Source organism: Streptococcus sanguinis SK49 (genome assembly GCF_000212815.1).
GTDB lineage: Bacteria > Bacillota > Bacilli > Lactobacillales > Streptococcaceae > Streptococcus > Streptococcus sanguinis_C.
Genome location: NZ_GL890986.1, coordinates 377,317 through 401,557, shown reverse-complemented (window position 1 = coordinate 401,557; position 24,241 = coordinate 377,317). Strand labels below are relative to the sequence as shown.

The window sequence follows — 24,241 nt, the reverse complement described above, 5'->3', positions numbered from 1 at the left end:
AGGGAGTGGGAAACAAGACTTTCCAAGTAGCTGAAAAATCCTTCATCTTTCAATTTTGTAAGCGGTTGTGATATACTAGAAAGGAAGTTTAAAGGAAAGAAAAGCAAATGATTTATTTAGATAAAAGCAGCTCTGTTTTGCTCAACTATCTTTTGCAGTTAACAGAGCCTGAAACAATTATGGCGATTTCTCGTGCCACAGGGCAATCGCGCCGCAAAATTTATTATCATTTAGAAAAAATAAACGACGCTTTGCCTCAAGGAGTGGACAAGATTGTCAGCCAGCCGCGGGTCGGACTGGTTTTGACAGCGGAACAACGAGAGGCTTGTGAAGCCTTGCTTGAAAGCGTGGATGCTCACAGCTATGTCATGAGTATGGAAGAGCGCATGCAGCTGATGATTCTCTTTATCTGCGTCTTGAAAGAGCGCGTGACGATTGAAAAGCTCATGGATTTGACCGAGGTGTCGCGTAATACAGTGCTCAACGATCTCAACACCATTCGTAGCCAGCTGACGGTCGAGCAGTATCAGGTTAGTCTCATTACAACCAAGTCGCAGGGCTATGTTCTCAAATGCCACCCGCTCAATAAAGTCCAGTACGTTCACGCTCTGTTGACCACGATTTTTTCTGAGGGCAATAGCGGTTTTATGCGGATTTTGGGAAGTAAAATCAAGCAGTTTGTGCAGGAAGATGTGCTGCTGTCCGAGGAATTACAAATTTTTCTCAACCAGCAGGTGCATTTTATCGAGCAGGACTTGGGCAAGAAAATCAATCGCTATGAAATCGAGTTTATGCTCAAGGTTCTGCCTTATCTGCTGCTGTCCTACCGTAATATGACCTTGAGCGAGCAGGAGAGGGACGATTTGTACCGCGAGTTTTCTCTTATTCGTAAGCGCGTGGAATACAGCACGGCTAAGAAGCTTCAGACTTTGCTGGACGAAAAATTGGGCTTGCATTTGGATGAGATTGAGCTGTCTTGGATTGCGGTTTTGTTGCTTTCTTATCGAAAAGACCAGGATTTACATGCAACTAGTGAAGATTTCGCGGATTTGCAGCTGGCCATTGACAATTTCATCTGGGATTTTGAAGCGCATTCTCCCTATGAGCTGGAAAATCGTGACGACCTGATTCGCAATCTCATGACCCACTGTAAGGCGCTTTTGTTCCGCAAGACTTACGGCATTTTTTCCAAAAATCCGCTGACGCGGCACATTCTGCAAAAGTATCCTGAGCTTTATCACTATACCGAGCAGAGCGTGGGGATTTTGGAGGAGGCCTGGCTCATTTCGCTGACGCGAGACGAGATTGCCTACTTGGCTATGCACCTAGGTGGTGCTTTGAAGCCGCAGGCGACGAGGCCCAAGGAGGTCAAGCAGATTTATATTGTCTGTGATGAGGGGGTGGCAGTCCAGCGCTTCTTGCTCAAGCAGTGCCAGTATTATTTTCCGCATGACTATATCCGCGCTGTCTTTACCAGTGAGCAATTTAAGAGCGTGGAAGACCTGTTGGAAGTGGATTTGCTGATTGTGACCAGCGACGGGCTTAGCAGTAGATTTCCGCTGGTGCAGGTCAATCCTATTTTTGACTATGAAGACGTGGTCAAGCTCAACCGCTTTATCAAGTATCGCCTGACAGCCAGTCAGCACAGCGATTTCAGAAGTGAGCTAGAGCGGCTCTTGGCGCATTATCTTGCCAATAGCGAAGAAGCCAAGGAACTCCAGTACCAAATCGAAAACCTGGTCGAAAAGCAGATTTTGACTGGAAATTAGCCTGATTTTACCAGTTCACGGACAAAAATGTACATTTCGAGGACTTGTGTTTTAATTTTCTGGAAAATCTGTTATTTTATTTTGCATATGAAAAGAAAAATCATCCAATATATCTATCCAATTATTTTACTTTTTCTAGTAAAAATGTTAACAATGTGGGTTGAAGTTTTTTTAAACGGTAGGAAAGTAAAAGTCTACAGCGATTTGGAAATGACGATTTATTTGTCTGCTTTGCTAATTACGATTGTCTGTTCAATTTTTGCTATTTGGCGCTGGGGTGATAAATCTATCTTTAAATTTTCTAAAATAAAACTGTCTTATATTCTAGTAACAGTGGGACTTTATTATTTCCTTCAGTATTTTAACGAGCAGTATTGGCAATGGTTTCCTAATTACGTTACGACAAATCAACAAGGCTTAGATGATATTAGATATGCGCATCCTAGCACATTTGTATGGGGCAGTCACTTGTTCGTGATGTCTATTTTGAGCCCTGTTCGTGAGGAGTTGGTTTTTCGTGGAGCTATTATGACCAGTTATTTCAGGAATTCCCAATATTTCTTGGATGTTCTTGTTTCGGCAGCAGCCTTTGGTATTTTTCACATTATAGGCTTTCCTTGGTCTTGGATTGATTTTTTCTTTTATGCAATGGCTGGTGCTGTGATAGGTTTTATTTTTCGCTACACCAAGTCCATTTACTACCCTTTGACTTTCCATATTTTTTGGAATACAGCTAATCATTGGAGTGAGATTTGGAGTTTCATCTATTTGAATATTCTCAATCATAACCACCCGTCTAACGGGTGGTTTGTCCCAGGGCTATAAGCCCACATCACCAGCCAGCGCCTAAAGACGCTGGTTTTCACTTTGTTCAAGCCTCATTGCTCTTGACTCGTCACAAACCTCTCAAAGAGATGTTTGCATTATTTACCACTATCCCTAAAGGGATCCTCATATTCTTTCACACTCAATTTATCCAACGCTATATCATGCTTTTCCTGCTCTTGGATATATTTCTTAATTGTGGCTTCATTAAGTCCTACTGTACTCACGTAATAACCTTCCGCCCAAAAATGTCAGTTCCCAAACTTATATTTTAGGTTGACGTGTTTATCAAACATCATGAGAGCACTTTTACCGTTTAAATCCTCCATAAAACTAGAAACACTTATCCTCGGTGGAATACTTACCAACATATGTACATGATCTGGCATTAAGTGACCCTCGATAATTTCAACACCTTTATAACTACATAATCGGTGGAATATTTCACCCAAACTGTTTCGATATTGATTATAGATGACTTTTCGTCTATACTTAGGTGTAAACACAATGTGATATTTACACATCCACTTTGTGTGTGATAAACTATGTGCCTTTTGCACCATATTTTTCTCCTTTCGCTTCACAATGGGCTTGAACACCTTTATTGTATCGCGTTTGGAGTTTTTTTGGTATAACCTTCGAGGCGCACCCGCATAGCGGGTGGTTTATTTGTCTCGCACCTAGCGGAGCGAGACAGACTGAAAGTCACAAATTAAACCACACCCGCAAGTCCAAACTCGCGGGTGTTTTTATCAAAAAATAAAGTCCAATCTTGAACACAGACCTGTGTTTTATTTGGTCTTTTTTTATCCCTTGAGGCGGACTATACTAGAAGCATAGAAATCAATCAATTTTTGAGGAGGAATGGACTATGCCAAACGTGAAAGACATTACCAGAGAATCTTGGATTTTGTCAACTTTTCCAGAATGGGGCACTTGGCTCAATGAAGAAATTGAAGAAGAAGTAGTGCCAGAAGGCAATTTTGCCATGTGGTGGCTGGGCAACTGCGGTGTCTGGATTAAGACGCCGGGCGGTGCCAATGTCGTCATGGATCTGTGGTCTAACCGAGGAAAATCAACCAAGAAGGTTAAAGATATGGTCAGAGGCCATCAGATGGCCAATATGGCTGGTGTCCGCAAGCTGCAGCCCAATCTGCGCGTGCAGCCGATGGTTATCGATCCTTTTGCTATCAATGAACTAGATTATTATTTAGTTTCTCATTTCCATAGCGATCACATTGACATCAATACCGCAGCGGCTATTGTCAACAATCCTAACTTGGATCATGTTAAGTTTGTCGGACCTTATGAGTGCGGCGAAATTTGGAAAAAATGGGGTGTGCCTGAAGAACGCATCATGGTAATCAAGCCAGGTGAAAGCTTTGAGTTTAAGGACATCAAGGTGACAGCTGTTGAATCATTTGACCGTACCTGTCTGGTGACTCTGCCAGTTGAAGGTGCTGAAGCTCAAGACGGAGAACTGGCTGGACTGGCTGTGACCGATGAAGAAATGGCACGCAAGGCAGTTAACTATGTCTTTGAAACACCAGGCGGAACCATCTATCACGGTGCAGACTCTCACTTCTCTAACTACTTTGCCAAGCACGGTAAGGACTTCCAGATTGATGTAGCTATCAATAACTATGGTGACAATCCTGTCGGTATTCAGGACAAGATGACGTCTATCGACTTACTGCGTATGGCTGAAAACCTGCGGGCCAAGGTCATCATCCCAGTTCACTATGATATCTGGTCCAACTTTATGGCTTCAACGGATGAGATTTTAGCCTTGTGGAAGATGCGCAAAGAGCGCCTTCAATATCAGTTCCATCCATTCATCTGGGAAGTGGGCGGCAAGTATACCTATCCTCTGGACAAAGATAGAATCGAATACCACCATCCTCGTGGCTTTGATGACTGTTTCGAGCAAGAGTCCAATATTCAATTTAAAGCCCTCCTTTAATATTCTTTCAAAATCTTTAAATCTTGTCAGCCCTGCCATGCTGTTTTCAAATTCAGTCCTTGGCTAGCTTTCAAGTTTGCCCTTAGATTTTCATTGATTATAAAATGTTTTTCTATTTGATGAAGCAAAAGTTCAAATGGATAAAGGCTTCAGAAAGTATCCGATGAGATTATCCCTATCTTGCGATATAGGGATAATTTTCTTATAATAGATATGAGACAATTTTTATCGTTTCTACGACCACTGTTTATCCTGTTCTGATGTCAGGACAGATTTTAGTAAAAATAAGGAGAATCCAATGTCACAATTATCAGTTAATGCCATTCGCTTTTTAGGAATTGACGCGATTGAAAAGTCTAAGTCAGGTCACCCTGGTGTAGTCATGGGCGCTGCGCCAATGGCTTATGACTTGTTTACTAAACAACTTCGTATCAATCCAGAAGAGCCAAACTGGATTAACCGCGATCGCTTCGTCCTATCTGCAGGACATGGCTCTATGTTGCTTTATGCCTTGCTTCATCTGTCTGGCTTTAAAGATGTCAGCATGGAGGAAATCAAAAACTTCCGCCAATGGGGTTCTAAGACACCTGGTCACCCAGAGTTTGGCCACACAGCTGGTGTCGATGCCACTACTGGCCCACTGGGACAGGGTATTTCTACAGCTACTGGATTTGCTCAGACAGAGCGTTTCTTGGCTGCTAAGTATAACCGTGAAGGCTATCCAATTTTCGACCATTACACTTATGTCATCTGTGGTGATGGTGATTTGATGGAGGGGGTTTCAGCTGAAGCTGCTTCTTATGCTGGGCTGCAAAAGCTGGACAAGCTGGTTGTTCTCTATGATTCAAATGATATCAACCTAGATGGAGAGACTAAGGATTCCTTTACAGAAGATGTTCGTGCCCGCTATGAAGCATATGGTTGGCATACTGCCTTGGTAGAAGATGGAACAGACCTTGCAGCGATTGATGCAGCCATCAATGAAGCTAAAGCTTCCGGCAAACCATCTTTGATTGAAGTCAAGACGGTTATCGGTTACGGTTCTCCAAACAAGCAAGGAACGAATGCAGTGCACGGTGCGCCTCTGGGAGCAGAAGAAGCTGAAGCTACTCGTAAAGCCTTGGGCTGGGACTATGCTCCATTTGAGATTCCTGAGGAAGTCTATGCAGACTACCGTACAAATGTAGCGGAGCGCGGTGCAGCGGCATACGATGCATGGAAGCAGCTAGTAGATGACTACAAGCAAGCCCATCCAGAATTAGCAGCAGAAGTAACAGCCATCATTGCTGGTCAGGATCCAGTAGAAATCAAACCAGAAGACTTCCCAGTGCTTGAAAATGGCTTCTCTCAAGCAACCCGTAATTCCAGTCAGGATGCACTCAATGCAGCAGCTAAGGTGCTTCCAACTTTCCTCGGCGGTTCTGCTGACTTGGCTCATTCCAATATGACCTACATCAAGGAAGACGGCCTGCAAGATGATGCTCACCGTCTCAATCGCAATATCCAATTTGGTGTGCGCGAGTTTGCTATGGGAACAATTCTCAACGGTATGGCGCTTCATGGTGGTCTTCGCGTTTACGGTGGTACCTTCTTCGTCTTCTCAGACTATGTCAAGGCAGCTGTCCGTTTGTCTGCCCTTCAAGGCTTACCAGTGACTTATGTTTTCACGCATGATTCTATTGCAGTTGGTGAAGACGGCCCAACTCACGAACCGATTGAGCATTTGGCTGGTCTGCGTGCCATTCCAAACCTGACTGTTTTTCGCCCAGCAGATGCGCGTGAAACTCAGGCAGCTTGGTATCTGGCCCTTAAGAGCCAATCTACTCCGACTGCTCTGGTCTTGACCCGTCAAAATCTGACAGTCGAAGAAGGCACAAACTTTGACAAGGTAGCTAAAGGAGCTTATGTAGTTTACGAAACAGGAGCAGATTTCGATACTATCTTGCTGGCTTCAGGTTCTGAGGTTAATTTGGCAGTTGCGGCTGCTAAAGCACTTGCAGCAGATGGCGCTAAAATTCGTGTGGTCAGCGTGCCATCAACAGAGCTTTTTGATGCTCAAGATGCAGCCTACAAAGAAGAAATTCTGCCTAATGCAGTTCGTCGTCGCGTAGCGATTGAGATGGCAGCTAGCCAGCCTTGGTACAAGTATGTCGGTCTAGACGGTGCAGTTATCGGAATCGACCAGTTCGGTGCCTCTGCGCCAGCAGGCAAGGTGCTGGAAGAATACGGCTTTACAGTTGAGCACGTAGCAGAAGTTGTTAAAAACCTTAAATAAAAAAGACATAAAATCAGGGTGTTGCTCATCCTGATTTTTGCTTTTTAAAAAATGTCGTTAGGTTAATCATGCTTCATCCGACTTGAGACGGACTTTACTTGAAAAGTCAGAATCGCCTTGTAAAAATAAGGGAAATCTGCTATAGTAGTTCATATATGACATTCGAAGGAGAAAAGATATGAATCCAATTATGCTTATTGTATTTGCGGTTGTACTGGTAGGGATGACCTATTTCCAAATGCGTGCTCAAAAGAAACAGGCTCAGCAGCGTATGGAAAGTCTTAACAAGCTGCAGAAGGGCTATGAAGTCATTACCATCGGCGGTTTGTATGGAACGATAGATGAAGTGGACACAGATAAGAAAACAGTTGTTCTGGATGTGGACGGTGTTTACCTAACCTTTGAACTGACAGCTATTAAAACTGTACTGCCATTGGCTGAGGGCATTCCTGCTGCTGCTGGCGGTGAAGGAAGCGTTGACCTTCCCGAGGAAGAATCAGCGATTGAAGAGTAAAGAAATAAACAGCTTGCGGGCTGTTTTTTTGTTTTGACTCGTGTGGCTAGGAGGTGTTTGATTGTAAGCTTATCTGCCTTGCGGTTTGGACAGCCTGGGTGAGTTTTAACTGAGTTTGGATTCTCCGGTTGACATTCTGTCCTTATTTTATATCCTCAGGCTTGAAAAAGCGGATGAATTGCCCACATTCCATGGATTTATGATATAATGAACTGATAAAACTTTAAATAGGATAAAAAGTATGTTTAGTTTTAAGAAAAAAGAAAAGCTGAACGCGCCGCTGAATGTTCCCAAACACATTGCTGTCATTATGGACGGTAATGGTCGCTGGGCCAAAAAAAGGATGCAGCCGCGCGTGTTCGGTCATAAGGCTGGTATGGAAACCCTGCAAAAGGTGACGATTGCTGCCAAGGAAATGGGTGTTCAGGTCTTGACTGTCTATGCCTTTTCAACGGAAAATTGGTCTCGGCCGGAAAAGGAAGTTTCCTTTATCATGAATCTTCCGGTTGAATTTTACGACCGCTATGTGCCAGAGCTACACAAGAACAATGTTAAAATCCAGATGATTGGTGACACGGCTAAGCTTCCTAAGGCGACATTTGAAGCTTTGGAAAAGGCTGAAAGCCTGACCAAGCTCAATACAGGTTTGATTCTCAATTTTGCCCTAAACTACGGTGGTAGATATGAGATCAATCAGGCCGTTAAATTGATTGCTCAGGATGTTCTGGATGCCAAACTCAGCCCCGGTGACATTACTGAGGAAGTCATTGGCAACTACCTATATACCAGCAACTTACCCAAGATGCTGCGCGATCCGGATCTGGTGATTCGGACCAGTGGAGAGCTGCGCCTCAGCAATTTTCTGCCTTGGCAGTCAGCATACAGTGAGTTGTATTTTACGGATATTCTCTGGCCTGACTTTGATGAGAATACTTTGAAGACTGCAATTGCAGAATATAGCCGCCGGAATCGACGTTTTGGCGGTGTTTAAGGGAGAACAAATGTCTAAAGATTTACAAAAACGATTAATATTTGGAGGGATAGCACTAATTATTTTTATTCCTCTAGTAATAATGGGAGGAGTAATCTTCCAAATAGGGGTTGCTTTATTATCTATGTTAGCGGTCCATGAATTGCTTCACATGAAAGGATTACCAACTACTACAATTGAGGGTATCCTAGCTATGCTGGCGGCTTTTGTACTAACTCTCCCCTTGGAAAATTACTTAAAATTCCTACCAGTGGATGGTAATGTAGTAGCTTATGGTTTAGTTGTCTTTATGCTATTAGGGGCAACGGTACTTGGAAGCAACTATTCTTTTGAGGATGCAGCTTATCCTATTGCAGCTAGTTTTTATATCGGCTTTGGTTTTAATGCTCTACTAGACGCTCGTCTAGTAAATGTAGACAAGGTGCTATTAGCACTATTTATAGTGTGGGCGACAGATAGTGGTGCCTATTTTATTGGAACCCGTTACGGCAAGAAGAAACTATTACCACATGTCTCGCCAAATAAAACAATAGAAGGTAGTCTAGGAGGTGTTGTTTCAGCTGTCTTGGTAGCAGCTATCTTTATGCTTATTCGCCCACAAGTAGCTAGACCTTATAATTTTTTAATTATTCTAGTGTTAACGGTAATTTTTAGTATAGCTGGACAATTTGGTGACTTGGTTGAGAGTGCTATAAAACGTCATTTCGGGGTCAAGGATTCTGGTAAATTCATTCCTGGCCACGGCGGTGTCTTGGATCGCTTTGACAGCCTTCTCTTCGTCTTTCCGCTGATGCATTTCTTCGGCTTGTTCTAAGACAATCGTGTATGGCTGAAAGCAAGGGATGGTAAGTTTGTCCAACGACCCCACAATCTAAGAAGGAACTAGGATTTAGAACTCAAAATTTTGAGTTGAGCTTCTATCCTATTTTCAAGAGTGTCAGCAATGCAGGGGCGGGAAACTTGGTATTTGGCCGTTTTCTGCTCCTTCTTTGATTTAAAAGCAAAAACAAGATTTCTAGGAAAGGTAAAATATAGAAGTCCATGCAGTTTATAACCTTTATTATTATTTTTGGGATCATTGTGGTGGTCCATGAGTTCGGACACTTCTACTTTGCGAAGAAGTCCGGCATTTTGGTCAGAGAGTTTGCTATCGGTATGGGACCCAAGATTTTTTCCCATATTGGTAAGGACGGGACGGCCTACACGATTCGGATTTTACCCTTGGGGGGTTATGTGCGCATGGCCGGCTGGGGGGAAGACTCCACTGACATTAAGGTGGGAACACCGGCTAGTCTGACCTTGGATGCAGAGGGCAAGGTGGTTCGCATCAATCTTTCTGGCAAAAAGGTTGACCAGACAGCTCTGCCCATGAATGTGACCGGCTTTGACTTTGAGGAAAAGCTGGAAATCACTGGTCTGGTCCTTGATGAGCTCAAGACTTATGCGGTAGATCATGATGCGACGATTGTTGAAGAAGACGGCACTGAGGTGAGGATTGCACCACTGGATGTTCAGTATCAGAATGCTAGTATCTGGGGTCGCCTCATCACCAACTTTGCTGGGCCTATGAATAACTTCATTTTGAGTGTACTGGTATTTATGCTGCTTGCTTTTGTACAAGGTGGAGTTCAAGATGAAAACAGCAACCATTTTCAGGTCATGGATGGCAGCGCCATAGCAAATGCTGGGGTTCAAAATAATGACCAAATTCTTAAAATTAATGACTATGAGATTAGTAACTGGGCAGATTTAACCAGCGTTCTGGCAAAAATCACAGCCAAGAGTAAGGAAGCACCGAGCTTATCAGTTATTTACAAGCATAGTAGCGAAACGAAAGAGGTTACCGTACAGCCAAAAAAAGATGGTAATCGCTATGTTTTAGGGGTCTCTCCAGCTATTAAAACAGGATTTTTTGATAAAGTAGTCAGTGGTTTTACAACTGCTTGGAGTACGACAGCCCGAGTTTTAACAGCTTTGAAAGATCTAGTCTTTAATTTCAATATCAATAAACTAGGCGGTCCAGTAGCGATATACAATGTGAGCAGTAAGGCTGCAGAGCAAGGCTTGCCAGCAGTACTCAGCCTTTTGGCCATGCTGTCGCTCAATATCGGTATTTTCAACCTGATTCCCATTCCAGCCTTGGATGGCGGAAAGATCGTCCTCAATATTCTAGAGGCTATCCGCAGAAAACCGCTGAAAAGAGAAACGGAGACCTATATCACTTTGTCTGGAGTGGCTATTATGGTCATCCTGATGATTGCCGTTACCTGGAACGATATTATGAAATTATTCTTCTAAGAGCTCGAAGCTCATAGAGCCATGAAAAAGAAATTATTCAATGAAAGTCAAGGAGTTTTGTTTTTATGAAACAAAGTAAAATGTTAATTCCAACCCTGCGTGAGATGCCTAGCGATGCTCAAGTTATCAGTCACGCTCTGATGCTGCGGGCTGGCTATGTCCGTCAGGTTTCAGCTGGGGTCTATTCTTATCTGCCGCTGGCCAATCGTGTGATTGAAAAAGCAAAAAAAATCATGCGAGAAGAGTTTGACAAGATTGGTGCAGTGGAGATGCTGGCTCCAGCCCTGCTCAGTGCAGACCTCTGGCGCGAGTCTGGCCGTTATGAGACCTATGGTGAAGACCTCTATAAGCTGAAAAATCGTGAGAAATCAGACTTTATCTTAGGGCCAACCCATGAGGAAACCTTTACAGCTATCGTTCGTGATTCGGTTAAATCCTATAAACAGCTGCCACTCAATCTCTATCAGATTCAGCCTAAATACCGCGATGAAAAGCGTCCTCGTAACGGGCTCTTGCGGACGCGTGAGTTTATCATGAAAGATGCCTACAGTTTCCACGCTAACTATGACAGCTTGGATGTGGCCTATGATGAATACAAGTCTGCCTATGAGAAAATCTTTACCCGCAGCGAGCTGGATTTCAAAGCCATTATCGGTGATGGCGGCGCCATGGGGGGTAAGGACAGCCAAGAATTCATGGCCATTACGCCAGACCGGACGGATGTGAACCGTTGGGTGGTTTTGGACAAGTCTGTAGCTAGCTTTGATGAAATTCCTGAGGATGTTCAGGAAGCTATTCGGACAGAATTGACCAGCTGGATGGTATCTGGTGAGGATACCATTGCTTATTCCAGTGAGTCCAGCTATGCTGCCAACCTTGAAATGGCGACGGATGAATACAAGCCGGCAGGACGTGTCGTGACTGAGGAAGAAGTAGCCCGTGTCTCAACGCCTGACTGCAAGACCATTGACGAAGTTGCTGCTTTCCTTGGGCTGGATGAAAGCCAGACAATCAAGACCTTGGTTTACATGGCTGACGAAGCTCCTGTCGTAGCACTTTTGGTCGGCAATGACCAGCTTAATGAAGTCAAGCTGAAAAATTATTTGGCAGCGGATTTCTTTGAAGTGGCGAGTGAAGATGAAGTCCGTCAGCTCTTGGGAGCAGGTTTTGGTTCACTAGGGCCAGTCAATCTGCCAGAAGGCGTGAGAATCATTGCTGACCGTAAGGTGCAAGACCTAGCTAACGCTGTGGTTGGTGCTAACGAAGATGGTTACCACTTGACCGGTGTCAATCCAGGTCGTGACTTTACAGCTGAGTATGTGGATATCCGTGAAGTTCGTGAAGGTGAGATTTCGCCAGACGGTCAAGGCATCCTCAAGTTTGCTCGAGGGATTGAGATTGGACACATCTTCAAGCTGGGAACTCGCTACTCTGACAGCATGAACGCTAATGTCTTGGACGAAAATGGCCGAGCAGTACCGCTGATTATGGGTTGCTACGGTATCGGTGTCAGCCGTCTCCTGTCCGCTGTTATGGAGCAGCATGCTCGTCTCTTTGTCAATAAAACTCCTAAGGGAGAATTCCGCTATGCTTGGGGCATTAACTTCCCGAAAGAGCTGGCACCATTTGATGTGCACTTGATTCCGGTCAATGTCAAGGACGAGGAAGCCGTGACTCTAACTGACCAAATCGAGGCTAACTTGCTGAGTGCCGGTTATGAGGTCTTGGTGGATGATCGCAATGAGCGCGCTGGTGTTAAGTTCAGCGACAGCGATTTGATTGGCCTTCCAATCCGTGTGACAGTTGGTAAGAAAGCTGCAGAAGGCATTGTCGAAGTCAAGATTAAAGCTACTGGCGATACCATTGAAGTCCACGCTGATAATTTGCTAGAAACCTTGTCTATTTTGACAAAATAAAAGCAACTGCCAGTTTTATCTGGCAGTTTTCTTTTGCTTATTGGAGGTGAAAATGCTATAGTAGGAAAAAATAGATTGGAGGACCGAATGATGGGATTATTCAGCGGTTTATTAGGCAATGCCTCTCAGAAAAATATTGAAAAAACAGAAAGACAATTAGAGGATATTCTGACAACAACAGAGAATGTGGAACTGGCTTTTAGCCTCATTCGCGACTTGATTGTCTTTACAGATAAGCGTTTAATCTTGGTCGACAAGCAGGGAATGACTGGCAAAAAGACTTCTTATAAGTCCTTTCCATATCGCTCTATCAGTCGCTTCTCAGTGGAAACAGCCGGCCATTTTGACTTAGATGCTGAGCTGAAAATCTGGGTTTCCAGCGCTCAAGAGCCAGCAGAAGTCCTGCAATTTACCAGCGACCGCAGCGTCATAGCCATTCAAAAGGCTTTGGCAGAAGCGGTTTTAAGATAAGTTAAGGCGGTTTCAACCGCTTTTTTTAACAAACTAAAACTAACCATAGCCTAATAGCTTGGTTAGTTCATAGTTTAAGACTGGTAGTATAGAGAAGTACCCATCTAGTTGTCTTCACTAGGGAAAGATTCACCAAAATGTAACTCAGAGTATGGAGTTTCAAAATTACCTCCGTCATAAGTTACCTTGACTGAAGTTATTCCGAAGTCAACGATGATTGGTTTTGCAGCTGTTATGAAGACGTAGCGATTAGCGTTTTGTTTTATATCATAGACTTTTACTGCTCCGTAAATGGAATCGGAAGAATAGATATCTCCATTTTTAGTCGATTTGGTTATTTCAATGGTCTTCTTAGCAGGAGAATAGGATAAATTATAGACTTCTTTTTTTTCGATGCCTTGTGTAATAAAAGTTTCATGGTCATCACTTTTTGCTTGGTAGTGAATAAAATTTTTATCAAAACTTTGCTGAGCGTTGTTCATAACGAGAAATACATTTACTCCCCATGCAGCTAAGCCCAAAATAAGAAGAGAAGCGATACCAATAAAAACAGTTTTTTTAGTTAAGCGCATAAAAGCTCCTTGAAAATCATGCTATTGGAGAAGTGAAAGCCAATAGCTTGCTCTAAAAAATATTTTCTAAGTTTTTTCTTGCTGGCGAACTAAGGACTTGGCTAGCAAGACAGGACAGTTTCTAAAGTAAAAAATAAGTCAGAAAAGATTTCATTCTTCTGTGAATCCTTGAGATAGCAGAAAAGCAAAGAAATCTTCGGGCTTTTCCTTAAGTTTTTTGAATAGGTTATCTTTAGTTGTTTCCCCTAAAGCCGCCATGACTTGTTTTTCTTTTGCTTTGCTGAGATCAAAGTGGGCAACTTGTGCAACGGTTTTCTTGTCCTCTGAAACTTTGATTTCAAGTGTGACTCCATCTAACTTGCTGAATTTATCATAAAAGTCACCAGCTTTTAATTCTTCTTGATAAATGTTGCTGATTTCTTCAGGACTCTTACTTTGTTCGTCCTCTTGAGTTGGTTTCATAGCCATAAAATCGAAGGCTCGAATCTTATCTTTTTGATAATAAGCGACAATTTTATTATTGTATCCGTTAGGCATGTCGTAAGCAAAAGTCTTGGTTTTTACTTTCTCTTCTTTTTTTGGCTTGCTTTGACTCTGACTTTGCTTGGGTGTATTTTCTTGCTTATTCTGACTGGTCGTGCTACAAGCAGTTAGGGTCAGCAGACAAGCGCTGGCTAGTAAAATTTTCTTCACAATTAAGACTCCTTTTGATAAATGTTCTGTTCTATTATATCATAACTTAGTATCAAGAGAATGCATTGACAATTGTGTAGGAGTCGCGCTTTGCCCTACTCTTTTTCTGTCGAAAAAAGTGCTGATTTATGGTAAAATAGGGTCACTACTGTACGAGGAAATGTCATGTCAAACAAGTTTGAAATTTTAATGAATCAGCTGGATATGCCACTGGAAATGAGAAATTCAGAGGCCTTTTTGAATGCTGAAATTGAGAAGGTTCTGGTCCACAAGGTCAGTCGGGTCTGGGAGTTTCATTTTTCTTTTGCGAATATTCTGCCCATTGAGATTTTTCGGGAATTGCAGAAGCGCTTAGCTCAAGAGTTTTCGAAGACGGGCAATCAGGCTATTTTTGAAATTCACTGTCAGGCTCCTCAGCTATCGGATGAGCTCTTGCAGGCTTATTACCAGCAGGCTTTTGAAGAGGGACCTTGTGCCAGCCATGGATTTAAGAGTCTTTATCAGGATTTGCAGGTTCATTTGGATGGGGACAAGCTGCTGATTGAGGGAGCTTCGACCATTGATACGGAGCATTTTCGCAAGAATCACCTGCCCAACCTTAGCCAGCAGTTGGTCAAGTACGGCTTTCCTCAGTTGACCTGTCAGGTTCAGCACAGCGATGAGCTGACCCAGCAGCAAGCGGAGAATTTCCAGGCTGAGAATGACAAGATTGTTCAGGCGGCCAATGAAGAAGCGCTCAAAGCCATGGAATCCCTGCAGCAGATGGCGCCACCGCCAGAGGAAAAGCCAGCCTATGACTTCCAAGCCCGCAAGGCGGCGGCTAAACCAAAGCTGGACAAGGCAGAGATTACCCCGATGATTGAAGTTCAGACTGAGGAAAATCGTCTGGTCTTCGAGGGAATGGTCTTTGACCTGGAGCAGAAGGTTACTCGAACCGGCCGGGTCTTGCTCAACTTTAAGATGACGGATTACACTTCCAGCTTCTCCTTGCAGAAATGGATGAAAAACGAAGAAGAAGCTAAGAAGTTTGACATGATTAAGAAAGGCGCCTGGCTGCGCGTGCGAGGAAATGTGGAGATGAACAATTTCACCCGTGACCTGACCATGAATGTGCAGGATGTGCAGGCCGTTACCCACTATGAGCGCAAGGATTTGATGCCTGAGGGCCAGAAGCGGGTTGAGTTTCACGCCCATACCAATATGTCTACTATGGATGCCCTGCCTGAGGTGGAGGAAATCGTGGCAACGGCCGCCAAGTGGGGCCACAAGGCTGTCGCCATTACTGACCATGGCAATGTGCAGAGCTTTCCCCATGGCTACAAGGCTGCCAAAAAAGCTGGTATTCAGCTGATTTACGGTATGGAGGCCAATATTGTAGAAGATCGGGTGCCTATCGTCTACAATGAAGTGGACATGGCGCTGAGCGATGCGACCTATGTAGTCTTTGACGTGGAAACGACGGGGCTTTCGGCGGTATACAATGACTTGATTCAAGTCGCTGCCAGCAAGATGCACAAGGGCAATATCATCGCTGAGTTTGATGAGTTTATCAATCCTGGGCATCCTCTGTCGGCCTTTACGACAGATCTGACCGGGATTACAGATGAGCATGTCCGCAATGCCAAACCGCTAGAGCAAGTGCTGAAAGAATTTCAGGAATTTTGCCAGGACAGTGTCCTCGTTGCCCATAATGCTACCTTTGACGTGGGCTTTATGAATGTCAATTATGAGCGTCATGGCCTGCCGAAAATCACTCAGCCAGTCATTGACACGCTGGAATTTGCCCGTAACCTCTATCCAGAGTACAAGCGTCATGGTTTGGGGCCTTTGACCAAGCGTTTCCAGATTGCTCTGGAGCATCATCACATGGCCAATTATGACGCGGAAGCGACGGGCCGCCTCCTCTTTATCTTTATCAAGGATGTGGCTGAAAAGCATGGTGTGACCAACCTTAAGGATTTGAATACGGATCTGGTCGATGAGAATTCCTACAAGAAGGCTCGGGTCAAGCATGCGACCATTTATGTGAAAAATCAGACGGGGCTCAAGAATATTTTCAAACTAGTCAGTCTGTCCAATACCAAGTATTTTGAAGGCGTCCCACGGATTCCACGGACCGTTCTGGATGCCCATCGTGAAGGCCTGATTCTGGGCTCAGCCTGCTCAGAAGGCGAAGTCTATGACGCTGTTGTCTCTCAGGGGGTGGATGCAGCTGTCGAAGTAGCCAAGTACTATGACTTTATCGAGGTCATGCCACCAGCCATCTATGAGTCACTGATTGCCAAGGAGCAGATAAAGGACCAGGAAGAACTGCAGACAATTATTCGCAATTTGATTGAGGTCGGAGATCGCTTGGGCAAGCCTGTCCTTGCGACGGGGAACGTCCACTATATCGAGCCGGAAGAAGAAATTTATCGTGAAATTATCGTACGGAGTCTCGGTCAGGGAGCCATGATTAACCGGACTATTGGTCACGGTGAAAATGCCCAGCCGGCTCCACTTCCTAAGGCTCACTTCCGGACCACCAATGAGATGCTGGACGAATTTGCCTTTCTGGGCGAGGACTTGGCTAAGAAGCTGGTCATCACCAATCCGAATCAGCTGGCCGAGACCTTTGAGCCGGTTGAGGTTGTCAAGGGCGACCTCTATACACCTTTCATTGAAAAGGCCGAGGAAACAGTTGCCGAGTTGACCTATCAAAAAGCCTTTGAGATTTATGGCAATCCGCTACCAGATATCGTGGACTTACGGATTGAAAAAGAGCTGACCTCCATCTTGGGGAATGGTTTTGCCGTGATTTATCTGGCTTCGCAGATGCTGGTGCAGCGCTCCAATGAGCGGGGCTATCTGGTAGGTTCACGGGGGTCTGTCGGATCCAGTTTTGTCGCGACCATGATTGGGATTACCGAGGTTAATCCTCTGTCACCCCACTATGTCTGTGGCAAATGCCAATATAGCGAGTTCATCACGGACGGCTCCTATGGTTCTGGCTTCGACATGCCGGATAAGGACTGTCCAGAATGTGGCCACAAGCTGAGCAAGAACGGTCAGGATATTCCTTTTGAGACCTTCCTTGGATTTGACGGGGACAAGGTACCCGATATTGACTTGAACTTCTCCGGAGAAGATCAGCCAAGCGCCCATTTGGACGTGCGGGATATCTTTGGTGCGGAGTATGCCTTTCGGGCTGGTACCGTTGGTACCGTTGCGGCTAAGACGGCCTATGGATTTGTCAAAGGCTACGAGCGCGACTACGGGAAGTTCTACCGGGACGCCGAAGTTGAGCGTCTGGCGCAGGGAGCTGCCGGAGTCAAGCGGACGACTGGACAACACCCGGGTGGAATCGTTGTTATCCCCAACTACATGGATGTTTATGACTTTACACCGGTCCAATATCCAGCTGACGATGTGACGGCCGAGTGGCAGACCACCCACTTCAACTTCCACGATATCGATGAAAATGTCCTCAAGCTAGATGTTCTGGGACACGATGATCCAACCATGATTCGGAAGCTTCAGGACTTGTCTGGCATTGATCCAAATGACATTCCTATGGATGATGCCGGCGTCATGGCCCTCTTTTCTGGGACAGATATTCTGGGTGTGACTCAGGAGCAAATCGGTACGCCGACTGGTATGCTGGGAATTCCGGAGTTTGGAACCAACTTTGTACGGGGCATGGTTGATGAGACCCATCCGACGACTTTTGCCGAGCTCTTGCAGCTATCTGGTCTCTCCCATGGTACGGACGTTTGGCTAGGCAATGCTCAAGACTTGATTAAGCAAGGGATTGCCGACCTGTCTACCGTTATCGGCTGTCGGGACGACATCATGGTTTACCTCATGCACAAGGGCTTGGATCCTAAGATGGCCTTTACGATCATGGAGCGCGTGCGGAAGGGCCTTTGGCTGAAGATTTCTGAAGAAGAGCGCAATGGCTACATCGCAGCCATGAAGGAAAACAATGTGCCAGAGTGGTACATCGAGTCCTGTGGAAAGATTAAGTACATGTTCCCCAAGGCCCATGCGGCAGCCTATGTTATGATGGCCCTGCGGGTGGCCTATTTCAAGGTGCATCATCCGATTTATTACTACTGTGCTTATTTCTCCATCCGGGCTAAAGCCTTTGATATCAAGACCATGAGTGGCGGACTTGATGCCGTCAAGCGCCGGATGAACGAAATTGCTGAGAAGCGTAAGAACAACGAAGCCTCCAATGTAGAAATTGACCTTTATACGACTCTGGAAATCGTTAATGAAATGCTGGAGCGGGGCTTCAAATTCGGAAAGCTAGACCTTTACAAGAGCCATGCAACTGAGTTTCTCATCGAAGAGGATACCCTTATCCCACCATTCTCTGCCATGGACGGTCTGGGTGACAACGTTGCCCGCCAAGTGGTCAGAGCTCGGGAAGAAGGCGAATTCCTCTCCAAGACAGAGCTCCGCAAGCGCGGCGGTCTCTCTAGCACCCTAGTCGAAAAAATGGACGACATGGGCATTCTGGGTAATATGCCAGAGGATAACCAGTTGAGTCTGTTTGATGAGTTTTTTTAAGAAGGATGTTTATGGAAAATATTACGGAACAATTTAATGCGGTTGCTTTAGAATATGATTGGGTAACTACTCTTTTGGAAGGCAAGCCCGATTATCTACTGGATAATTTGCCTGACCGTAGAGTTTCCGCTTTGGATATTGGTTGTGGCGGAGGGAATACCTGCATTTTTCTGTCTTCATATTTTCAACATGTGACAGGAATAGATCTTTCTGTGGATTTTCTGCAGATAGCAAAAGATAAAGTAGAAAAAGAAGATTTACAGAATGTAGAATTACTGCAGGATGATTTTTTAACCGCTGTTTTTGAGAAACAATTTGATTTTATTTTCAGTCGAACGACATTTCATCATTTGGACATCCCTGAAGCTTTGGAAAAATGTAAGAAATTACTAAAGCCAGGTGGCATCCTATTTGTTATGGACAATGTATCAGAAAAGCCCACTCCTTCAACTTGGACCTATGTTGTAGGCGCTTATTTAGATTTTCCTCGACACTGGAAAAGATTCGGCTTGAAAAATGCCAGAAGAATCTTCAAACACAGCACCTCCAAATCTTGGCTCAATCATTTAGCAACAGATCGCTACCTTTCTAAAAAAGGATATGAAGAGATTTATGGGAAGTTGCTGCCAGGCTGTAAATTAATTCAGGATGGTTGGAATATGAAAGTCATCTGGCATCATAAACCAATAGATGGTTAACAAAGGAAAGGACTCTCTCATGAAACTTAGAATAAATACCGAAGATAAGCCAGCGCAAAAGGCATTTGATTACCAGCTGGATCTTGATTCAGATACGATTTTGAAAATGACCGCTTTGATTTGCGGTACGGTGGCAGCAGTTAGCCTGCTGTCCTTGTTTAAAGAGAAATAACAAAAGAAAAGGAGAAGCAGCATGGTTCTGCCAAATTTTAAAGAAAACTTAGAAAAATACGCTAAACTATTGGTTGCCAATGGTATCAATGTGCAGCCGGGTCACACGGTGGCGCTCAATATTGATGTGGAGCAGCGTGAGCTGGCTCACTTGATTGTCAAGGAAGCCTATGCTCTGGGTGCTCACGAGGTCATCGTCCAGTGGGCGGATGATTTGACTACGCGGGAGAAATTCCTCCATGCGCCGATGGAGCGCTTGGACAATGTTCCAGACTATAAGGTGGCTGAGATGAACTATCTCCTCGAAAAGAAAGCCAGCCGCTTGGGCGTTCGTTCATCTGATCCGGGGGCTTTGAATGGCGTGGATGCTGAGAAATTATCGGCTTCTGCTAAAGCTATGGGGATAGCTATGAAGCCGATGAGAATCGCAACCCAATCCAATAAAGTCAGCTGGACAGTCGCTGCAGCAGCTGGTACAGAGTGGGCTAAGAAGGTCTTTCCAAACGCAGCCAGTGATGAGGAAGCGGTAGATTTGCTTTGGGATCAGATTTTCAAAACCTGCCGTGTCTATGAAGATGATCCAGTAGCCGCTTGGCAGGCGCATGAAGAAAAACTCAGCTCAAAAGCTAAGGTTCTAAATGAGGAGCAATTTACTGCTCTGCACTACACAGCTCCGGGAACAGACTTGACATTGGGCTTGCCAAAGAACCACCACTGGGAGTCAGCTGGCAGTCTCAATGCCCAGGGCGAGTATTTCATTGCTAATATGCCAACAGAAGAGGTCTTTACAGCACCGGATTTCCGTCGAGCTGAAGGTTTTGTGACTAGCACCAAGCCTCTCAGCTACAATGGCAACATCATCGAAGGCATCAAGGTGACCTTCAAGGATGGCCAGATTGTGGACATTACTGCTGAAAAGGGCGACCAGGTTATGAAGGATCTTGTCTTTGAAAATGCGGGTGCGCGTGCTTTAGGTGAGTGTGCCTTGGTGCCAGATCCAAGCCCGATTTCCCAATCAGGTATTACCTTATTCAATACTCTCTTTGATGAAAATGCTTCTAACCACTTGGCTATCGGTGCAGCCTATGCGACCAGTGTGGTTGGTGGAGAGAATTTCTCTGAAGAAGAGCTGGAAGCAGCGGGTCTCAACCGCTCGGATGTCCATGTGGACTTTATGATTGGCTCTGATCAGATGGATATTGACGGTATCCGTGAAGACGGCAGCCGCGTAGCAATCTTTAGAAATGGAGACTGGGCAATCTAAGGTTTCGAGCTGCCTTAAATGGCACATTCCATAATGACAGCTTCCACTTGCTTCTTGAGAAGTCTTGCTAGAAATATAGAAAGAAGGGGAATATATGATTGGTAGTATGTTTGTCGGTTTTATCATCGGCCTTATCGCTGGGGCTATTACCAGCCGTGGGGAGCGCATGGGCTGTATCGGAAAAATCCTCTTGGGCTGGTTTGGTTCCTTGATAGGTCAATTTCTCTTTGGCCATTGGGGACCAATGCTTGCTGATACAGCTGTTGTTCCATCAGTGCTAGGAGCAGTTATCCTCTTGGCTATTTTCTGGAGACGGGATAGTTAGAATAGAAAAAATACCTAGATAGTTTCTATCTAGGTATTTTCGATAATGATATGCAAGTTATTTACTCAATCACCAACATGCCGTCTTTGACTGCAAATGGGTCTTTTTCATTGATGCGGTCATAGAACATGATGCCGTTGATATGGTCGATTTCATGCTGAACAACAATGGCGTTATAGCCCTTGAGTTTGATACGATGCTTTTGACCATCCTTGTCAAAGTAATCCACGGTCACTCGTGCATGACGAACTACGTAGCCCGGTACTTCTCGATCGACTGATAGGCAGCCTTCACCATCAGCTAAGGCTGCATCCTGAACGGAATGGGCTACAATCTTAGGATTGTACATCAGCGTTTGCAGACTATAAGCTTCCTTAGGCGGATTGCCCTCTTCGTCGTCAGGGTTGGGAACTAAAACAGCGATGAGCCGTTTGGAAATATCCAGCTGGGGAGCAGCTAGACCAACACCGCCACGCAGTCCCATTTTTTCCGCCATGACTGGGTCTTGGGAATGCTTGAGAAATTGCATCATCTTCTCGCCCAGAATGATTTCCTGGTCTGATAGAGGGAAGCTGACTTCCTCAGCGATAGCACGCAGGGTTGGATTACCCTCGCGGATAATGTCCTCCATATCAATTAAATGGGCTGGTTTGGTTAATCGTTCAATAACAGATGTTTTTTCACTCACAGACATGATTCTCTCCTTTTTCTATCCTTCATCATAACATAAAACCTCCAAGAAATAAAGGCGGGAGCGGTTTTGACTGACTGGCGTTACCAGATTTTGAATGGAGCCACAGCGACCCATGATATTCCTGGCAAAGAAATTGCGTCTTGGCCCAAAAAACTGTATGATAGAGGTAGTGTGAATTTTAAAGGAAAATAGAATGAAAAAATTGATGGAAAAAGTGAGTATCCTCTCGCTTTCTTTGATTCTGACGACGGCTTTTTCGATTTCCAGTGCCCAGTCAGCCATGTTTGCTTTTTATAAGGGGATTCCAGAAAGTTGGGTAGAACTTCTGGTTTCTTTGCCTTCGGCTGGGATTATGCTGATGTTGCTGTTTAATAGGGTCATTGAAAAATACCTAACAGAGCGTCAGATGATTGTGAGCGGGCTTCTGATTTTTTCACTTTGCGGGCTTCTTCCTCTACTTAATCAGTCTTACTGGCTTATGTTTGCCTCTCGGATTGTTTTTGGGATGGGAATCGGTCTACTCAATGCCAAGGCTATTTCGATTGTTAGCGAGCGCTATAAGGGCCAGGAACGCGTTCGGCTTTTAGGACTGAGAGGGTCGGCAGAAGTAGTCGGGACAGCCCTGCTGACTTTTGGTGTCAGTCGGCTTCTTCCTCTCGGCTGGCAGGCTGCCTTTCTCGTCTATACCTTCGGACTGGTGGTTTTAGCGCTTTATCTGCTTTTTGTCCCTTATGACAAGGCCTCTGAAAAGCAGCAAGAGCAGTCTGAATTGACTCCCAAGCTAAGCCAGCAGGATTGGCAGCTGAGTCTAGCTTTTGCCTTTGTGGCGGGGGTTATTGTGCTGACCTATATTGCCATCAATGTGCGGGTGCCGGGGATTGTAGAGAAGTCTGGTATGGGAACAGCTCAAACTGCAGGCGTTATTCTTTCCTTGATGCAGTTGATTGGGATTGCAGCGGGCATCAGCTTTGCTAGTTTGACCCGTCTTTTTAGAGATAAACTGCTGATGCTTTCTGGTCTGGTTTTTGGACTGACTCAGATTGTTATTGGCTTCTCACCAAATCTCTTGTCACTCAGCATGGCTACTATTAGTGCTGGCTTTGTCTATAGTGTCGGTCTGACGACCATTTTTTACACCCTGTCCGAGCGCATTTCCGCCCCCCTACTCAATCAAGCCACTTCTATCGTGATTTTAGGTTGCAGTATCGGAGCAACGGCCACTACATTTGTCCTCAGTTTCATCGGGAGATTCTCCAATGTCCCAGCCTTTATCTTCAGCGTTTTGGGGCTGGCTATGATTTTGACCTCGCTCTTTGTTCTAAGATTTAGCAAAGAAAAGAGCGGATTGGATTCAGGAAGTTAGGAGATTATACGATGCGTCTGGATAAATTTTTAGCAGAAAATGGTCTGGGCTCCCGCGCTCAGGTCAAGCAGCTCCTAAAGAAAGGGCTAGTTTTGGTCAATGGCAGAGCAGAGAAATCACCTAAGACCCAGATTGATGAGAGAGCGGATGAGATTGTCGTTTCTGGCCAAAGGCTGACCTATGAAAAATTCGTCTACTACCTTCTCAACAAGCCGCAGGGAGTCATTTCGGCGACAGAAGATGACCGTCATCAGACAGTTCTGGACTTGCTGGACGAGACTGCCCGTCAGAAAGAAGTCTTTCCTGTCGGCCGTTTGGATATTGATACCCACGGCCTGCTCCTTCTGACCAATAATGGCAAGCTAGCCCATGCCATGCTGTCACCCAAAAAGCATGTAGAAAAAATTTACCGAGCTCAAGTGGCTGGCCTGATGGAGCAAGCAGATGTAGAGCGATTTGCTGCAGGAATAGAGCTGAAAGATTTCACCTGCCAGCCAGCTCAGCTCAAGATTTTAGAGCTGGACGAAGAAAAAGAGTCTTCTCTCGTAGAAATTACCCTAGCTGAAGGCAAGTTCCACCAGGTAAAGCGCATGGTGGCTGCCTGTAGAAAAGAAGTTACGGATCTTCAGCGCCTCACGATGGGACCCTTGCAATTGGATCCCACACTGGCTCTTGGAGAATGGCGGAGATTGACTACTGATGAATTAGAACGTTTAACAATTTTTAAAGTCGAGCTTTAAAATCCAGCACCTAATGAATAGGTGCTGGGTTTTAATTTACGACGTTTTTGGGATGTATTCAAAAATTACAATATATCTTAGGCACAATTCTTTTGATAATTTCCTGATGACAATTGGACTGAATTTTGATTGAAAACGTTAACTA

20 protein-coding genes and 1 pseudogene are annotated in these 24,241 nt (G+C 44.8%); 17 read left to right on the top strand and 4 right to left on the bottom strand.

Features of this window, described 5'->3' with window-relative positions:
• Window positions 1-107: 107 nt before the first annotated feature.
• Together HMPREF9380_RS01405 and HMPREF9380_RS01410 are read left to right on the top strand one after the other, a co-directional pair.
• A complete protein-coding gene (locus tag HMPREF9380_RS01405) occupies window positions 108-1,769 on the top strand; it encodes a BglG family transcription antiterminator (RefSeq protein WP_004193497.1) in 1,662 nt (553 codons plus the stop codon).
• A gap of 153 nt (window positions 1,770-1,922) precedes the next feature.
• On the top strand, window positions 1,923-2,594 hold the full coding sequence (locus tag HMPREF9380_RS01410; RefSeq protein WP_235787806.1) for a CPBP family intramembrane glutamic endopeptidase: 672 nt from the start codon (window positions 1,923-1,925) through the stop codon (window positions 2,592-2,594).
• Between the two features lie 98 nt (window positions 2,595-2,692).
• Here HMPREF9380_RS01410 and tnpA read toward each other — a convergent pair.
• Window positions 2,693-3,157 (bottom strand): annotated as a pseudogene (gene tnpA / locus HMPREF9380_RS0111135) (IS200/IS605 family transposase).
• Window positions 3,158-3,465: 308 nt separating this feature from the next.
• Between tnpA and ulaG the strand changes: the two are divergent.
• The 8 genes from ulaG to HMPREF9380_RS01450 all read left to right on the top strand — a co-directional run bounded on the left by ulaG (window position 3,466) and on the right by HMPREF9380_RS01450 (window position 13,022).
• On the top strand, window positions 3,466-4,557 hold the full coding sequence (gene ulaG / locus HMPREF9380_RS01415; protein WP_002899062.1) for an L-ascorbate 6-phosphate lactonase: 1,092 nt from the start codon (window positions 3,466-3,468) through the stop codon (window positions 4,555-4,557).
• Window positions 4,558-4,855: 298 nt separating this feature from the next.
• The gene (tkt, locus tag HMPREF9380_RS01420; RefSeq protein WP_004193489.1) at window positions 4,856-6,832 is read left to right on the top strand and encodes a transketolase; all 1,977 of its coding nucleotides are present in this window, start codon (window positions 4,856-4,858) and stop codon (window positions 6,830-6,832) included.
• A 178-nt stretch (window positions 6,833-7,010) separates the two neighbouring features.
• Entirely contained in the window at window positions 7,011-7,346 is a 336-nt protein-coding gene (gene yajC, locus HMPREF9380_RS01425; RefSeq protein WP_004193487.1) for a preprotein translocase subunit YajC, read from the top strand.
• Window positions 7,347-7,587: 241 nt separating this feature from the next.
• Window positions 7,588-8,337 carry an isoprenyl transferase gene (locus tag HMPREF9380_RS01430; protein WP_004193485.1) on the top strand — a complete coding sequence of 250 codons (750 nt, stop codon included), beginning with the start codon at window positions 7,588-7,590 and terminating at the stop codon, window positions 8,335-8,337.
• A 10-nt stretch (window positions 8,338-8,347) separates the two neighbouring features.
• On the top strand, window positions 8,348-9,151 hold the full coding sequence (locus HMPREF9380_RS01435) for a phosphatidate cytidylyltransferase (protein ID WP_032907725.1): 804 nt from the start codon (window positions 8,348-8,350) through the stop codon (window positions 9,149-9,151).
• Window positions 9,152-9,378: 227 nt separating this feature from the next.
• Window positions 9,379-10,635 (top strand): RIP metalloprotease RseP, encoded by a 1,257-nt coding sequence (gene rseP, locus HMPREF9380_RS01440; RefSeq protein ID WP_004193479.1) that lies wholly within the window; start codon window positions 9,379-9,381, stop codon window positions 10,633-10,635.
• Window positions 10,636-10,700: 65 nt separating this feature from the next.
• Window positions 10,701-12,551 (top strand): proline--tRNA ligase, encoded by a 1,851-nt coding sequence (locus HMPREF9380_RS01445; protein WP_004193477.1) that lies wholly within the window; start codon window positions 10,701-10,703, stop codon window positions 12,549-12,551.
• Window positions 12,552-12,641: 90 nt separating this feature from the next.
• Window positions 12,642-13,022, top strand: a complete 381-nt coding sequence (locus tag HMPREF9380_RS01450; RefSeq protein ID WP_032907829.1) for a PH domain-containing protein — start codon at window positions 12,642-12,644, stop codon at window positions 13,020-13,022.
• 104 nt (window positions 13,023-13,126) lie between these two features.
• Here the strand turns inward: HMPREF9380_RS01450 and HMPREF9380_RS01455 are convergent, their stop codons facing one another.
• A complete protein-coding gene (locus HMPREF9380_RS01455) occupies window positions 13,127-13,594 on the bottom strand; it encodes a hypothetical protein (RefSeq protein ID WP_004193472.1) in 468 nt (155 codons plus the stop codon).
• A 150-nt stretch (window positions 13,595-13,744) separates the two neighbouring features.
• Window positions 13,745-14,287, bottom strand: a complete 543-nt coding sequence (locus tag HMPREF9380_RS01460; RefSeq protein WP_004193470.1) for a hypothetical protein — start codon at window positions 14,285-14,287, stop codon at window positions 13,745-13,747.
• A gap of 165 nt (window positions 14,288-14,452) precedes the next feature.
• On the opposite strand from HMPREF9380_RS01460, the gene HMPREF9380_RS01465 reads away from it, so the two are divergent.
• From HMPREF9380_RS01465 to HMPREF9380_RS01485, 5 genes are all read left to right on the top strand, one after another.
• A complete protein-coding gene (locus HMPREF9380_RS01465) occupies window positions 14,453-18,841 on the top strand; it encodes a PolC-type DNA polymerase III (protein WP_004193467.1) in 4,389 nt (1,462 codons plus the stop codon).
• An 11-nt stretch (window positions 18,842-18,852) separates the two neighbouring features.
• Window positions 18,853-19,539, top strand: a complete 687-nt coding sequence (locus HMPREF9380_RS01470; protein ID WP_032906159.1) for a class I SAM-dependent methyltransferase — start codon at window positions 18,853-18,855, stop codon at window positions 19,537-19,539.
• A gap of 19 nt (window positions 19,540-19,558) precedes the next feature.
• The gene (locus HMPREF9380_RS11945; protein ID WP_032907721.1) at window positions 19,559-19,711 is read left to right on the top strand and encodes a hypothetical protein; all 153 of its coding nucleotides are present in this window, start codon (window positions 19,559-19,561) and stop codon (window positions 19,709-19,711) included.
• Window positions 19,712-19,732: 21 nt separating this feature from the next.
• Window positions 19,733-20,974 (top strand): aminopeptidase, encoded by a 1,242-nt coding sequence (locus tag HMPREF9380_RS01480; protein ID WP_004193463.1) that lies wholly within the window; start codon window positions 19,733-19,735, stop codon window positions 20,972-20,974.
• A gap of 94 nt (window positions 20,975-21,068) precedes the next feature.
• Window positions 21,069-21,299, top strand: a complete 231-nt coding sequence (locus HMPREF9380_RS01485) for a GlsB/YeaQ/YmgE family stress response membrane protein (RefSeq protein ID WP_002908679.1) — start codon at window positions 21,069-21,071, stop codon at window positions 21,297-21,299.
• A 61-nt stretch (window positions 21,300-21,360) separates the two neighbouring features.
• On the opposite strand, the gene def is transcribed toward HMPREF9380_RS01485, so the two are convergent.
• Window positions 21,361-21,993 (bottom strand): peptide deformylase, encoded by a 633-nt coding sequence (gene def / locus HMPREF9380_RS01490; protein ID WP_004193461.1) that lies wholly within the window; start codon window positions 21,991-21,993, stop codon window positions 21,361-21,363.
• Between the two features lie 193 nt (window positions 21,994-22,186).
• Between def and HMPREF9380_RS01495 the strand changes: the two genes are divergently transcribed.
• Both HMPREF9380_RS01495 and HMPREF9380_RS01500 read left to right on the top strand, forming a co-directional pair.
• Entirely contained in the window at window positions 22,187-23,356 is a 1,170-nt protein-coding gene (locus HMPREF9380_RS01495; protein WP_004193460.1) for an MFS transporter, read from the top strand.
• 11 nt (window positions 23,357-23,367) lie between these two features.
• The gene (locus HMPREF9380_RS01500; protein WP_004193458.1) at window positions 23,368-24,096 is read left to right on the top strand and encodes a pseudouridine synthase; all 729 of its coding nucleotides are present in this window, start codon (window positions 23,368-23,370) and stop codon (window positions 24,094-24,096) included.
• Window positions 24,097-24,241 lie beyond the last annotated feature (145 nt).

Bases quoted from the DNA above. Each gene is read 5' to 3' on its own strand.
- HMPREF9380_RS01445 (WP_004193477.1), top strand. From the start codon at position 10,701: ATGAAACAAAGTAAAATGTTAATTCCAACCCTGCGTGAGATGCCTAGC.
- HMPREF9380_RS01450 (WP_032907829.1), top strand. From the start codon at position 12,642: ATGGGATTATTCAGCGGTTTATTAGGCAATGCCTCTCAGAAAAATATT.
- HMPREF9380_RS01480 (WP_004193463.1), top strand. From the start codon at position 19,733: ATGGTTCTGCCAAATTTTAAAGAAAACTTAGAAAAATACGCTAAACTA.
- tkt (WP_004193489.1), top strand. From the start codon at position 4,856: ATGTCACAATTATCAGTTAATGCCATTCGCTTTTTAGGAATTGACGCG.
- HMPREF9380_RS01500 (WP_004193458.1), top strand. From the start codon at position 23,368: ATGCGTCTGGATAAATTTTTAGCAGAAAATGGTCTGGGCTCCCGCGCT.
- HMPREF9380_RS01410 (WP_235787806.1), top strand. From the start codon at position 1,923: ATGTGGGTTGAAGTTTTTTTAAACGGTAGGAAAGTAAAAGTCTACAGC.
- HMPREF9380_RS01405 (WP_004193497.1), top strand. From the start codon at position 108: ATGATTTATTTAGATAAAAGCAGCTCTGTTTTGCTCAACTATCTTTTG.
- rseP (WP_004193479.1), top strand. From the start codon at position 9,379: ATGCAGTTTATAACCTTTATTATTATTTTTGGGATCATTGTGGTGGTC.
- HMPREF9380_RS01455 (WP_004193472.1), bottom strand. From the start codon at position 13,594: ATGCGCTTAACTAAAAAAACTGTTTTTATTGGTATCGCTTCTCTTCTT.
- HMPREF9380_RS01495 (WP_004193460.1), top strand. From the start codon at position 22,187: ATGAAAAAATTGATGGAAAAAGTGAGTATCCTCTCGCTTTCTTTGATT.
- HMPREF9380_RS01485 (WP_002908679.1), top strand. From the start codon at position 21,069: ATGATTGGTAGTATGTTTGTCGGTTTTATCATCGGCCTTATCGCTGGG.
- HMPREF9380_RS11945 (WP_032907721.1), top strand. From the start codon at position 19,559: ATGAAACTTAGAATAAATACCGAAGATAAGCCAGCGCAAAAGGCATTT.
- def (WP_004193461.1), bottom strand. From the start codon at position 21,993: ATGTCTGTGAGTGAAAAAACATCTGTTATTGAACGATTAACCAAACCA.
- HMPREF9380_RS01435 (WP_032907725.1), top strand. From the start codon at position 8,348: ATGTCTAAAGATTTACAAAAACGATTAATATTTGGAGGGATAGCACTA.
- yajC (WP_004193487.1), top strand. From the start codon at position 7,011: ATGAATCCAATTATGCTTATTGTATTTGCGGTTGTACTGGTAGGGATG.
- HMPREF9380_RS01465 (WP_004193467.1), top strand. From the start codon at position 14,453: ATGTCAAACAAGTTTGAAATTTTAATGAATCAGCTGGATATGCCACTG.
- ulaG (WP_002899062.1), top strand. From the start codon at position 3,466: ATGCCAAACGTGAAAGACATTACCAGAGAATCTTGGATTTTGTCAACT.
- HMPREF9380_RS01430 (WP_004193485.1), top strand. From the start codon at position 7,588: ATGTTTAGTTTTAAGAAAAAAGAAAAGCTGAACGCGCCGCTGAATGTT.
- HMPREF9380_RS01470 (WP_032906159.1), top strand. From the start codon at position 18,853: ATGGAAAATATTACGGAACAATTTAATGCGGTTGCTTTAGAATATGAT.